The organism is Siccirubricoccus soli, from assembly GCF_024178315.1.
Classification (GTDB): Bacteria; Pseudomonadota; Alphaproteobacteria; order Acetobacterales; family Acetobacteraceae; genus Siccirubricoccus; species Siccirubricoccus soli.
The window spans coordinates 1-12,099 of the sequence record NZ_JAMZIK010000174.1; the positions used below are offsets into that span (position 1 = coordinate 1).

Annotated in this window: 11 protein-coding genes; 7 read left to right on the plus strand and 4 right to left on the minus strand. The window is 70.7% G+C overall.

Going from position 1 to position 12,099, the window contains the following annotated elements:
* A partial coding sequence (gene mltA / locus NJ376_RS23825; RefSeq protein WP_252955785.1) for a murein transglycosylase A occupies positions 1-946 on the plus strand: 946 nt, incomplete at its 5' end.
* Between the two features lie 201 nt (positions 947-1,147).
* Here mltA and NJ376_RS23830 read toward each other — a convergent pair.
* The gene (locus NJ376_RS23830; RefSeq protein WP_252955786.1) at positions 1,148-1,396 is read right to left on the minus strand and encodes a hypothetical protein; all 249 of its coding nucleotides are present in this window, start codon (positions 1,394-1,396) and stop codon (positions 1,148-1,150) included.
* A 118-nt stretch (positions 1,397-1,514) separates the two neighbouring features.
* Here NJ376_RS23830 and NJ376_RS23835 point away from each other — a divergent pair, with 118 nt between their 5' ends.
* The 5 genes from NJ376_RS23835 (at position 1,515) to NJ376_RS23855 (ending at position 7,283) form a co-directional block, all read left to right on the plus strand.
* Positions 1,515-3,845: an FdhF/YdeP family oxidoreductase gene (locus NJ376_RS23835; protein WP_252955787.1), complete on the plus strand. Its 2,331-nt coding sequence runs from the start codon at positions 1,515-1,517 to the stop codon at positions 3,843-3,845.
* Between the two features lie 244 nt (positions 3,846-4,089).
* On the plus strand, positions 4,090-4,857 hold the full coding sequence (locus NJ376_RS23840; protein ID WP_252955788.1) for a (Fe-S)-binding protein: 768 nt from the start codon (positions 4,090-4,092) through the stop codon (positions 4,855-4,857).
* Entirely contained in the window at positions 4,854-5,582 is a 729-nt protein-coding gene (locus tag NJ376_RS23845; RefSeq protein ID WP_252955789.1) for a 2OG-Fe dioxygenase family protein, read from the plus strand. Before NJ376_RS23840 ends, NJ376_RS23845 begins: the two co-directional genes overlap by 4 nt.
* Positions 5,583-5,822: 240 nt before the next feature.
* A complete protein-coding gene (locus tag NJ376_RS23850) occupies positions 5,823-6,830 on the plus strand; it encodes a choice-of-anchor A family protein (RefSeq protein ID WP_252955790.1) in 1,008 nt (335 codons plus the stop codon).
* A 297-nt stretch (positions 6,831-7,127) separates the two neighbouring features.
* Positions 7,128-7,283, plus strand: a complete 156-nt coding sequence (locus NJ376_RS23855; protein WP_252955791.1) for a hypothetical protein — start codon at positions 7,128-7,130, stop codon at positions 7,281-7,283.
* Positions 7,284-7,408: 125 nt separating this feature from the next.
* Here the strand turns inward: NJ376_RS23855 and NJ376_RS23860 are convergent, their stop codons facing one another.
* Genes NJ376_RS23860 through NJ376_RS23870 form a run of 3 tightly spaced genes read right to left on the minus strand, consistent with a single transcriptional unit; the run spans position 7,409 to position 10,524 of the window.
* On the minus strand, positions 7,409-8,818 hold the full coding sequence (locus tag NJ376_RS23860; protein WP_252955792.1) for a TRAP transporter large permease: 1,410 nt from the start codon (positions 8,816-8,818) through the stop codon (positions 7,409-7,411).
* A 27-nt stretch (positions 8,819-8,845) separates the two neighbouring features.
* Positions 8,846-9,394, minus strand: a complete 549-nt coding sequence (locus NJ376_RS23865; protein WP_252955793.1) for a TRAP transporter small permease subunit — start codon at positions 9,392-9,394, stop codon at positions 8,846-8,848.
* Positions 9,395-9,426: 32 nt separating this feature from the next.
* Positions 9,427-10,524, minus strand: a complete 1,098-nt coding sequence (locus NJ376_RS23870) for a TRAP transporter substrate-binding protein (protein ID WP_252955794.1) — start codon at positions 10,522-10,524, stop codon at positions 9,427-9,429.
* 180 nt (positions 10,525-10,704) lie between these two features.
* Between NJ376_RS23870 and NJ376_RS23875 the strand changes: the two genes are divergently transcribed.
* Positions 10,705-12,099, plus strand: a 1,395-nt coding sequence (locus NJ376_RS23875; RefSeq protein WP_252955795.1) for a proton-conducting transporter transmembrane domain-containing protein, incomplete at its 3' end; no start/stop codon positions are given.

Sequence of the window (12,099 nt, forward strand, 5' to 3'; positions counted from 1 at the left end):
CGCCGCCTTCGCCGCCACGCCGCCGCCGGCCGAGCCGCGCCGGCGCCGCCTGACCCTGGCGGCCGCCCGGGCGGCACAGGTGGCGGCACGGGAGGCGGCGCTGCGCCGGCTGATCGAGCAGCACTACCAGCCCTTCGCCATGGGTCAGGGCCTCATCACCGGCTATTACGAGCCCGAGCTGCGCGGCGCCGAATACCCGACCGGGGAATACCAGGTGCCGCTGCTGGCCCCGCCGGCGCCGCGGCCCGGCCTGCCGGACCGGGCGGCGATCGAGGCCGGGGCGCTGGCCGGGGAGCGGCTGGAGATCGTCTTCGTGGACGACCCGGTGGATGCCTTCTTCCTGCAGATCCAGGGTTCCGGCCGGGTGAAGCTGCATGACGGGCGGGTGCTGCGGCTGGGCTATGCGGGCCAGAATGGCCACCCCTACCGGCCGATCGGGCGCTTCCTGATCGAGCGCGGGGAGGTGCCGCGGGAGCGCATGTCCATGCAGGCGATCCGCACCTGGCTGGCCGCGGCGGCGCCGCAGGAGGCCGGGGCGCTGCTGCGGCAGAACCCGGCCTATGTCTTCTTCCGCCGGATCGAGGGGCTGCGGCCGGAGGAAGGGCCGGTGGGGGCGCTGGGCGTGCCGCTGGCGCCGGGCCGCTCCCTGGCCGTGGACCCGGCCTTCATCCCCTTCGGCGCGCTGGTCTATCTGGTGACGAAGGACCCGGTGACCGGCGCTCCGATCCGCCGCCTCGTGCATGCGCAGGATACCGGCGGCGCGATCCGCGGGCCGGCGCGGGGCGACCTGTTCTGGGGCTGGGGGCGGGCGGCGACGGAGCGCGCGGGGCTGATGCAGGAGCAGGGGGAGCTGTTCGTGCTGGTGCCGCGGGCGCGGGCGGTGGTGCAGGAGGCGGCGCATGTGGTGGCGACGCCGCCCCGGGATACCAGGCCGGGAAGGCCGTGATCTTCCGGACCCGCTTTCGCGGGGCGGCCTGGTGCGGCGGCGGCGCGGCAAGCCCAGGGCGTGATGGGCCGGGCGTCGCACCCATCCCGTCACGCTCCGGAGGCCCGCGGGCCGCGCGCCCATGGAGCCGCCGGCCGGCGGCATGAGAGGCCGGCCCGGCCGCCGGAGACCCGGCGCGGCCGGCGGCGGAAGCGGCCCGCTTCAGCGGACGTGCCGGGCCCGCCGGCCCCGGCGGCGCAGCAGGCCGACCAGCGCATAGGAGGCGACACCGGCGGCGCCGGCCAGGAGCAGGGCCGGCCGCACCCCCGTTCGCGCCGAGGCGCGATCCAGCGCCACCTCCAGGCTGCCCGCGAGATTCGCCGCCAGCGGCACCAGCTTGGTGTCCAGGAACAGCTTGGGCGCGGAAGGTCCGGCCGGCTTCTTCAGCAGATAGTCGCGTCCGACGATCACGCAGGCCTCCTCGGCATGCTGCGGCTATCCGAATGATTCGGCAGGTAGTTCCGCAGGTGCCGGCAGCAACGCAGCCGGGGGTGCGGGTGTTTCTGAGCGGCGCACCCGGAGTAGGCCCGTGGAAGATCCCAGCTTCAAGCCCTATCGCCTCCCCGCCGGGGGCTGGGGATCCGCCCGCTCGGTCGGCAACATCCTGCGGCGCGAGGGCGTGCTGGCCAGCGTTCCCATCGTGCTGTCCCGCCACAACAAGGTCGATGGCTACCAGTGCAACAGCTGCGCCTGGGTGAAGCCCGCCAGCCCGCTGCCCTTCGAGTATTGCGAGAACGGCGTGAAGGCCGTGGCCTGGGAGCTCACCGCCCATCGCTGCACGCCGGAGTTCTTCGCGGAGCACACCGTCACCGAGCTGCGCGGCTGGGACGACTACCACCTCGAGCAGCCCGGCCGTCTGACCCACCCGCTGCGCTACGACGCCGCGACGGACAAGTACCTTCCCGTTTCCTGGGGCCATGCGGTGGCGGAGATCGCCCGCGAATTGCTGGCGGTGGAGGACCGGAAGAAGGGCACGGTGTTCTACAGCTCCGGCCGCCTGTCCAACGAGGCGAGCTACCTCTACCAGCTCTTTGCCCGGCTCTACGGCAACAACAACCTGCCGGACAGCTCGAACATGTGCCACGAGACGACCTCGGTGGCGCTGCCGGTCAGCATCGGCCAGGGCGTCGGCACGGTCGCACTGGACGATTTCGCCAAAGCCGACTGCATCATGTTCTTCGGCCAGAATCCCGGCAGCAATGCGCCCCGCATGCTGCACCCGCTGCAGGAAGCGAGCCGGCGCGGCGTGCCGATCATCACCTACAACCCGCTGCGCGAGCGCGGGCTGGAGCGCTTCCTGAACCCGCAATCGCCGACCGAGATGCTGACGGGCAAGGACACCCGCATCAGCTCGCAATACCACCAGGTGAAGGCGGGCGGCGACCTTGCGGCCCTGGCCGGGATCTGCAAGGCGGTGCTGGCGATGCACGAGGAGTCGAAGGCAGCGGGCGGCCCCGCCGTGCTCGACGAGGCCTTCATCGCGGCGCACACCCATGGCTTCGAGACCTTCGCCGGGTGGCTGCGCGCCCAGGGCTGGGACGAGCTGGAACGCCGCTCCGGCCTGCACCGCGCCGACATGGAGGCGACGGCGCGGGTCTATGCCCGCTCCCACGCTGTCATCGGCATCTACGGCATGGGGCTGACCCAGCACCAGGCCGGGGTCGAGACCGTGCAGATGCTGGTGAACCTGCTGCTGATGCGCGGCAACATCGGCCGCGACGGCGCCGGCATCTGCCCGATCCGCGGCCATTCCAACGTGCAGGGCCAGCGCACCATGGGCATCACCGAGAAGCCCGAGCTGTTTCCCCTGGACCGGCTGGGCCGCCAATTCGGCTTCGCGCCGCCGCGCGAGGCCGGCTACAACACGGTGGAGGCCTGCGAGGCCATCCTGCGGGGCGAGGTCCGCGCCTTTTTCATGCTGGGCGGCAATTTCGTCCGCGCCATCCCCGACCATGGCCAGATGGAGCCGGCCTGGCGCCGCCTGCGCCTGACCGTCAACGTCATCACCAAGCTGAACCGCAGCGCCCTGCTGCCCGGCGAGGTCAGCTACATCCTGCCGGTGATCGGCCGGCTGGAGATCGACGAGACGGCGGCGGGGCAGCAGGTGCTCTCGATGGAGGACACCTCCGGCTGCATCCATGGCAATCGCGGCTTGCGCAGCCCGGCCTCGCCGCATCTGATCAGCGAGATCCGGCTGCTCTGCGAGCTGGCGAAGAAGGTGTTCGACCCCAACCCGAAGGTCCGCTGGGACGCCTACATGACGGACTATGCCGAGATCCGCCGCGAGATCGGAGAGACCCTGCCCGAGACCTTCTGGGACTATGAGCGCCGGATGTGGGAGCCGGGCGGCTTCCAGCGCGACCTGCCGGCGAAGCGGCGGGAATGGCGGACGGAAACGCAGCGGGCCAATTTCGTGACGCCGCGCGGGCTGGACGAGGACCGGGACATGCCCGATGTCGGGCATGAGTCGCTGCGGCTGATGACGCTGCGCAGCAACGACCAGTTCAACACCACGGTCTATGGCTATGACGACCGCTTCCGGGGCATCAAGAACACCCGCAAGGTCGTGCTGATGAACCGCTCGGACATCGACCGGCTGGGCCTCAGGATCGGCCAGGCGGTGACGCTGCGGACGGTGGCCGATGACGGGGTGGACCGCAGCCTGTCCGGCATGCTCGTCCTCGCCTACGACATCCCGATCGGCTGCATCGGCGGCTACTACCCGGAATGCAACGTCCTGCTGCCGATCTGGCACTACGCCGTCGGCAGCAAGACCCCGGCGGCCAAGACCATCCCCGTCACCGTGCATGCCGAGGATGACCGGGTCCTGGCGCCGCAGCTCGAATACGCCACGGGATAGGGCGTGACCGGCCGAGGCCGCACCGACCGCGACCGGGACTCAGGCGGCCAACCAGGGCCGGGAGCGCGATCGGGTGGCGAGGCTCGGCCGACCGCGCTCCGGGCGCCGGGCCGGCGCCGCCGCTCCGGCTTGCGTCCGGGCCCTGGCGGGCGGGCCGGGCCCGGGCGAGCCCATGTGCCCCGCCGCGCCACCCATGCAATGCGCGCGCTTTCCCCGCTCTCTCCCTCGACCTATCTTCCGTTGCATGTCCCAAACCCGGCCCCGCGTCGCCCTCTTCGTCACCTGTCTCGTCGATCTCTACCGGCCGAATGTCGGGTTCTCCGCCATTGCGCTGCTGGAGGAAGCGGGCTGCGAGGTCGTCGTCCCCCCCGGCCAGACCTGCTGCGGGCAGCCTGCCTATAATTCCGGGGACCGCGCCACGGCGAAGGACCTGGCCCGCGCCGTCATCGATGCCTTCCTGCCCTATGACTACGCCGTGGTCCCCTCCGGCTCCTGCGGCGGCCAGATCAGCCACCACTATCCCGGCCTCTTCGCCGACGACCCGGAATACCGCGGCAAGGCGGAGCGGCTGGCGGCCAAGACCCACGAACTCGTCAGCTTCCTCACCGATATCCGTGGCCTCACCGCCCCGAAGGCCCGTTACGATGGCGTCGTGACCTATCACGACAGCTGCTCCGGCCTGCGCGAACTCGGCATCAAGGCCCAGCCCCGGGCGCTGCTGGCCGCGATGCCGGGGGTGACGCTGCAGGAGATGGCGGATGCCGAGATCTGCTGCGGCTTCGGCGGCACCTTCTGCGTGAAGTACCCGGACATCTCCACCCGCATGGTGGCGGACAAGGTGAAGTCCATCGCCGCGACGGGGGCGGATACGCTGCTCGCCGGCGATATGGGCTGCCTGCTGAACATGGCCGGGCGGCTGAAGCGGGAAGGCCTGCCGGTGAAGGTGCGGCATGTGGCGGAAGTGCTGGCCGGACGGACCGGCGAGGCGCCGCCGATCGGAGAAGCGCCATGAGTGCTGCCTTGAAGATCCTCGAGGCCGATGCGCTGCTGCAGGCGGTGGCCGGCCAGGGCTATGCGCTGCTGCGCGGCCAGGCGCTGGCCGCCCGGCTCGGCCTTTCCGCCGCGGCGCTGGACGAATTCGCCGCGAGCTGGGAGCGGCTGGAGACCGACCGCTTCATGGCCGATGGCGGGCTCTACCGCCGCCGCCGCCACGCCAATTTCACCGCCCGCTGGGGCCGGCCCGGCCACCTCCGCAACCCGCACCGGCCGCATTTCCAGGCGGTGGTCCATAACAGCCTGAATGGTGGGGTGGAGCGCTGGTTCGCCCCCGTGGAAGACCAGGTTGCGGCGGGCGCGCCGCTGCAGGCGCTGCTCGATCTCGGCCGCGCCGTCGCCGATGCCCGCAGCCCGGGGCATGACTGGTTCGTCGAGATGCACCAATTCCGCATCGAGGCCGCGGCCCATATGCCCGGCTACCCGACGCCGGAGGGGGTGCATCATGACGGGGTGGACTATGTCCTCATCAGCATGATCGCCCGCACCAACCTGGCGGGCGGGGAGACGCTGATCACCGACGACGAGCAGCGGGAGCTGGCGCGCTTCACCCTGCTGGACCGGCTGGACACCGCCTTCGTGGAGGATGCGCGGGTGATGCACGGCGTCACCCCGGTGCAGCCGGCGGACCCCGCCCTGCCCTCCTGCCGGGATGTGCTGGTGCTCACCTGGAAGCAGGCGTGACGCCGGCGGGCTGACAGGCGGCGAGCGGGACCGGCGGCGGGTCTTCATCCCGGACATCGCGACGGGTCCAATGCTCTGGCGCTGAGCGCCGGGCGTTGGGCGCGGCTGTCGTATCGACACAAATCGTCACGCCTTCGCTTGCAACTTTATCTCGACCTGCGCATCGGGAACATCTAGAAAGATCGCCATATGCTGTAATTTGAGACATGGCCTCAGGTAGCCCGACCCAGGAAGGTGCTCATGTTCATGCGTCGCTTGTCCCTGCTTGCCGCCCTGCTGCTGGTCGCCCTCCCGCTCCACGCCGCCCCCGTGACGCCCGACCCCCTGACGGCGAAGGACATCCTGACCCAGTTCAACGCGGTGATCACCGGCAGCTTCAGCAGCAACCATGATGTCGAGGGGCGGCTGGTGGCCGGAAGCATCACCGGCCACGCCTCCTCCACCCTCTACCTGAAGCCGAACCCGGCCGCCGCGCCCTCCGCCTTCGCCGCGGTGAACGTCGTCAACGTCGCTGCCGGGGTGAACAAGAATGTCAACAACGGCGGCAGCGTGAATGTCCAGGGCAGCAATGCCGGGCGTTTCAACCTGAATGGCGGCGGCCGGGTCGGCAGCACCCCCGCCTTCACCATCGGCGACTTCGCCACGCCGCTGAACGCGCTGCAGACGCAGCTCGCGGGGCTGGCAGCGAACAGCGCCGTCTCCAGCCGGGTGCCCGGAAACAACGACCCGAACCTGCTGCAGCTCACCGTGACGCCGAATGCCCAGGGCCTTGCCGTCTTCACCCTCACCACCACCCAGCTCGCCGGGCTGCGGAACATCGAGTTCGGGGGCGCGGGCACGGCCGACACCATCGTCATCAACGTGACGGGCGGCAGCTACAGCCAGCCGGGCGGGCAGAATTTCAACGCCGACGCCTGGCTGAACAGCCATGTCATCTGGAATTTCGTGGATGCCACGGCGCTGAGCCTGAAATCCTGGCATGGCACGATCCTGGCCGGGCAGGCGGCGGTGACCAACAACTCGCCGCTCGAGGGTTTCCTCTACGCGGCCAGCTTCGACGGCCGCGGGGAACTGCACGACGTCCCCTTCGCCGGCACCCTGCCGACGCCCCCCACCCTCGCCCCCAACCCGGATCCGCGCCCGGTGCCGGAGCCGGGCGGGGCGGTGCTGCTGGGGCTGGGCCTGGCCGGGCTGGCGGTGGCGCTGCGGCTGCGCCTCCGGTCGGCCGCACAGCCGGCGCCGGGCTGAGGCGACGGGCCGGCGAGGGTAGGTCGCCCGCGCCGCCCGGCGCCCCGGGCGGGTGACGCTGCTTCCTCCCGCGCCGGGGCGTCCCCGCCCGGGGCCGGTCCGCCTTGGGCTGCCGGGCGAAGGGCACCCCGCCCTGCATCCGGCCCCGGAGAGCTGGCGCCGGGACGCTGCGGACCTCGCCCACGCCATCCGCATCGGCGGGGGTATCTCCATCCGAGGGGAACCACCTGGTCGGATGTCCCGCTCCGGAGAGGGCGAGCCGCGGCAGTGCAGGCGGCGCTGGGCAAGCCGGCTGCGGTGAGCCCGGCCCGCAACGGCGTGGCACCGCCGCCGCACCTGGCGGCGATGGCCGCGGCGGATGCCCTCGATGGCAGGCGGCCCTGCGGGGATCGGGAACTGCCGGTCGTCGGGCCGAGGTGGCGGGCGGAGGTGGCGGCGGGGGCGCGCGCCTGATGGGCGCCGGTGGAAACCCAGGGCCGCATTCCAGGCTTGCTGCCGCGGCGGCGTGGCCGCCCGGGAGGGCGGCCCCGTTGGACGTCGCATCTGCCGGCGGCGGCGCGCCGGCAGATGCGGTCGCGCTACCGGAACACCGGCGGCGCGTCATCCTCCGGCAGATCCGGCAGCGGCACCTCGATCCGCACCGTGCTCGGATCCACCCCCGTGCCCTTGTCGATCCAATAAGTCACGCTTTCCGGCCAGAGGATCACGATCACCACCAGGATGAGCTGCAGCCCCACCCAGGGGATGGCGCCCCAGTAGATGTCGCTGGTCCGCACCTCCTTCGGCGCGATGCCGCGCAGGTAGAAGAGGGCGAAGCCGAAGGGCGGGTGCATGAAGCTGGTCTGCATGTTCACGCAGATCAGCACCCCGAACCACACCAGGTCGATCCCCAGCTTGGCCGCGACCGGCGCCAGCAGCGGGATGACGATGAAGGCGATCTCGAAGAAGTCGAGGAAGAAGGCCAGGAAGAAGATGAAGAGCTGGCTGAAGATGAGGAAGCCGACGGCGCCGCCCGGCAGGTGCGACAGCAGGTGCTCGATCCAGAGCGAGCCATCGACGCCCTGGAACACCAGGCTGAACACCGTGGCGCCGACCAGGATGAAGATCACCATGGCGGTGATGCGCATGGTGTTCTGCGTCGCCTGCCACAGCAGGTCCCAGGAGAAGCGGCGGTTGACGATCGCCAGCGCCACCGCGCCCACCGTGCCCATGGCGCCCGCCTCGGTCGGCGTGGCGAGGCCGAGGAAGATGGTGCCGAGCACCATGAAGATGAGGACGACGGAGGGCACCATGCCCTTCAGCACCCGCCACCACAGCACCCAGCCGCGCTGGGTCAGCGCCTCATCCGGCAGGGGCGGCACGCGGTGCGGCTGGAAGATGCTGACGAAGACGATGTAGCCGATGAAGAGCAGCACCTGCAGGATGGAGGGGCCGATCGCGCCGGCATACATGTCCCCCACGCTCCTGCCGAGCTGGTCGCCGAGCACGATGAGGACGAGGGAGGGCGGGATGACCTGGGTGATGGTGCCGGAGGCGGCGATGACGCCGGTGGCGATGCGCATGTCGTAGCCGTAGCGCATCATGATGGGCAGGCTGATCATGCCCATGGCGATGACCGAGGCCGCGACGGTGCCGGTGATGGCGCCGAGCACGGCGCCCACCAGGATGACCGCATAGGCGAGGCCGCCGGGGATCTTGCCGAAGAGCTGGCCGGTGCCCTCCAGCAGGTCCTCCGCCAGCCCGCAGCGTTCCAGGATGGCGCCCATCAGGGTGAAGAAGGGAATCGCCAGCAGCAGGTCGTTGGACAGGATGCCGAAGACCCGCAGCGGCAGGTTGCCCAGATATTGCGGCCCGAAGAAGCCGAGCTCGATGGACAGGAAGCCGAAGAACAGGCCGACCGCGGAGAGCGAGAAGGCGACCGGGAAGCCTAGCAACAGGAACACCACCAGGCCGCCGAACATCAGCGGCGGCATGATCTCGAGCGACATGGGGAGCGTGCCCTTCGCGGCCGGGGGTTACTGTTCGGGGCGGTGGTACTCGACCACCACCTCGGCCGAGGGCTGGATGCCCCGCAGCAGCGCGATGCGCTTGATGAGTTCGGAAAAGCCCTGCAGCGTCAGCAGGAAGAAGCCCACCGGCATCAGGAGCTTCACCGGCCAGCGCAGCAGCCCGCCGGCATTGGGCGAGCCCTCCTCGCGGATCAGGCTGTCGAGGAAGAAGGGCCAGGTCATCCAGGTGAGGAGGATGACGGCCGGCAGCATGAAGACGATGAAGCCGAAGACATCCACCCAGAGCCGCGCCCGCTCCCCCAGGCTGCCATAGACCAGGTCCACCCGCACATGCTCGTTCCTGAAGAGCGTGTAGGAGGCGCCGAGCATGACGGTGGCGCCGAACAGATACCACTGCACTTCCAGCCAGGCGTTGGAGCTGTAGGAGACGCCGTAGCGGATGAAGGCGTTGCCGGCTGAGATGCCGCAGGAGAGCAGCACGGCCCAGTCGGCCAGCTTGCCGACAAGGGAATTCAGCCGGTCCACACCCCGGCTGAAGGCGAGCAAAGGACCCATTCGGGCTATGGCCTCCCTGGCAGGGCGCCGCCTCAGCGGCGCTGCTGCTCCTGAGCGTGCATGAAATAGGCGAAGTTGTCGAAGGTGCTCTCGGCCACCCGGAACCACTGGTACTGCACGTCGCGGAAGGCGCGCCAGTGATCGTATACCTTCTTGAAGGCGGGGTTCTTCGCCGCCGTTTCCTCATAGAGCTCGAAGGTGGCGCGGTAGCAGGCCTGCATCACCTCCCGCGGGAAGGCGCGGAGCTGCGTGCCGCTCGCAACCAGCCGGCGCAGCGCCGGCGGGTTCTGCACGTCGTACTTGGCCATGGTCTCGATGGTGCTGTCGCGGCAGGCGCTCTCGAGCGCATCCTTGTACAGTTGCGGCAGCTCCTCCCACTTCGCCTTGTTGACGTAGAAGGACAGGTTGAGCGAGCCCTCCCACCAGCCCGGGTAGTAGTAGTAGGGGGCGACGCGGTTGAAGCCGAGCTTCTCGTCGTCATAGGGACCGATCCACTCGGCGGCGTCGATCGTGCCCTTCTCCAGCGCCGGGTAGATGTCCCCGCCCGCGATCTGCTGCGGCACGACGCCGAGCTTCTGCAGCACGTTGCCGGCGAAGCCGCCGACCCGGAATTTCAGCCCGTTGAGGTCGGCGACGGTCTTGATTTCCTTGCGGAACCAGCCGCCCATCTGCGCGCCGGTATTGCCCGCGGGGATGGAGACCAGACCGTAGCCGGCGAAGAATTCCTGCAGCACCTCGCGCCCGCCGCCGGCCTGCAGCCAGGCGTTGATCTGGCGCATGTTGAGGCCGAAGGGCATGGCGCCATCGAAGGCGAAGGGCGGGTCCTTGCCGACGAAGTAGTAGCTGGCGGTGTGCGCCGCCTCCACCGTGTTGTTCTGCACCGCATCCGCCACGGCCAGGCCGGGGACGATCTCCCCGGCGGCGAAGACGCGGATCTGGAATTTGTTGTCCGTCAGCGCGGCGACGCGGCGGGCGACATGCTCGCCGGCGCCATAGATGGTATCCAGGGATTTCGGGAAGGAGGAGGCGCAGCGCCAGCGGATCTCAGGCAGGGCGCCCTGGGCCAGGGCAGGGGCAGCCAGGGCAGCCGGCGCAGCCACCGCGCCGGCGACGAATCCTCGACGATCCATTGAACGATCCATTCCCCAGGGTGGTAGAAAGTTCCGATACAGCCTTTCCCTCGGCGCGTTCCTAATCCTTCGCTTCGGGAAAGTTAAGAGCCTGTTTCATACTGCGCACAGGCCTGGGGGCTTCGCGGCGGGCGCCTGCGGGGGATACACTCCGCGAATGGAGTCCGGGCCCGAACTCGCATGCTGACCAGCCTCGCCGCTGGCGTTGTCGCGCTGCTTCTCCTTGCGCTGGCGGGTTTGCCGCTGGCCCGGTTGCCATTCGCGGGACGAATGGTGCATGGCGGCTGTTTGGCGGTCTGCCTCTTCCTGGCGGGGCTCGCCCTGGCGGTGCTGCTGGGCGGCGCGCCGCCGGCGCCGCTGGCGCTGTCCTTCGGCCCGCCCTGGGGCCCGGCGCTGCTGGCGCTGGATGGGCTTTCCGCCTGGTTCCTGCTGCTGCTCGGGCTGGTCGGGGCCGCCGCCTCGCTCTCCGGCATGGCGGTGGAGGCACCGCGGGCGCTGCCGGGGTTTCCGCTCTTCCTCGCCGGCATGGCGCTGACCCTGGGCGCCGGGGATGGCTTCACCCTGCTCTTCGGCTTCGAACTGATGTCCTTCGCCTCCTGGGCGCTGGTCGCGGCGCAGCATGAGCAGGCGGAGAACCGGGCGGCGGCGCGGCTCTACCTGATCTTCGCCCTCGCCGCCGGGGCGGCGCTGGTCCCGGCCTTCGGCCTGCTGGCGGCGCAGGCCGGCGGGGCGGCGTTCGCCACGCTGCGCGCCGCGCCGCCGGAGGGCTGGCTGGCGGCCGCCGTGCTGATTCTCGGGCTGATCGGGGCGGGGGCCAAGGCCGGCCTCGCGCCGCTGCATGCCTGGCTGCCGCTGGCTCATCCGGCGGCGCCCAGCCATGTCTCGGCGCTGATGTCCGGGGCGATGACCAAGGTCGCGCTCTATGTGCTGGCGCGGCTGCTGCTGGATCTCTGCGGTCCCGTCCAGCCCATCTGGTGGGGGCTGCCGCTGATCGCGCTCGGCGCGCTCTCGGCGCTGCTCGGCGCGCTCAGGGCGAATCTGGAGGACGACACCAAGACGCTGCTGGCCTGCTCCACCATCGAGAATATCGGCTTCATCACCATGGGCCTCGGCCTGGTGCTGGCCTTTCGCGGTGCGGATCTCGGCGGGCTGGCGGCGCTGGCGGCGGCGGCTTCGCTGCTGCATGCGCTGACCCATGGGGTGTTCAAGACGCTGCTCTTCCTCTCGGCGGGCGCGGTGCTGCATGCCGCGGGCAGCCGGCGGATCGACCGGCTGGGCGGGCTGATCCATGCCATGCCGGCGACCGCCGCCTGCGCCCTGGTGGGGGCGGCGGCGGCGGCGTCCCTGCCGCCGCTCTCGGGCTTCGCCAGCGAATGGCTGCTGCTGCAGGCGCTGCTGGCCGGCTGGCGGGTGCAGGAGATCGGCTTCCAGGTGGCCGCCGCCGCGGCGACGACGCTGGCCGCGATGGCGGCGGCGCTGGCGGCGGCGGCGATGCTGCGGATGGTCGGGCTGGTCTTCCTCGGCCGGCCGCGCAGCCCGCGCGGCGCCGGGGCGCAGGAGGTGCGGGGGCCGGAG

Excerpts from the sequence above, each read along its gene's own strand:
- NJ376_RS23860 (WP_252955792.1), bottom strand. The coding sequence starts at position 8,818 with ATGTCGCTCGAGATCATGCCGCCGCTGATGTTCGGCGGCCTGGTGGTG.
- NJ376_RS23850 (WP_252955790.1), top strand. The coding sequence starts at position 5,823 with ATGTTCATGCGTCGCTTGTCCCTGCTTGCCGCCCTGCTGCTGGTCGCC.
- NJ376_RS23840 (WP_252955788.1), top strand. The coding sequence starts at position 4,090 with ATGTCCCAAACCCGGCCCCGCGTCGCCCTCTTCGTCACCTGTCTCGTC.
- NJ376_RS23870 (WP_252955794.1), bottom strand. The coding sequence starts at position 10,524 with ATGGATCGTCGAGGATTCGTCGCCGGCGCGGTGGCTGCGCCGGCTGCC.
- NJ376_RS23845 (WP_252955789.1), top strand. The coding sequence starts at position 4,854 with ATGAGTGCTGCCTTGAAGATCCTCGAGGCCGATGCGCTGCTGCAGGCG.
- NJ376_RS23865 (WP_252955793.1), bottom strand. The coding sequence starts at position 9,394 with ATGGGTCCTTTGCTCGCCTTCAGCCGGGGTGTGGACCGGCTGAATTCC.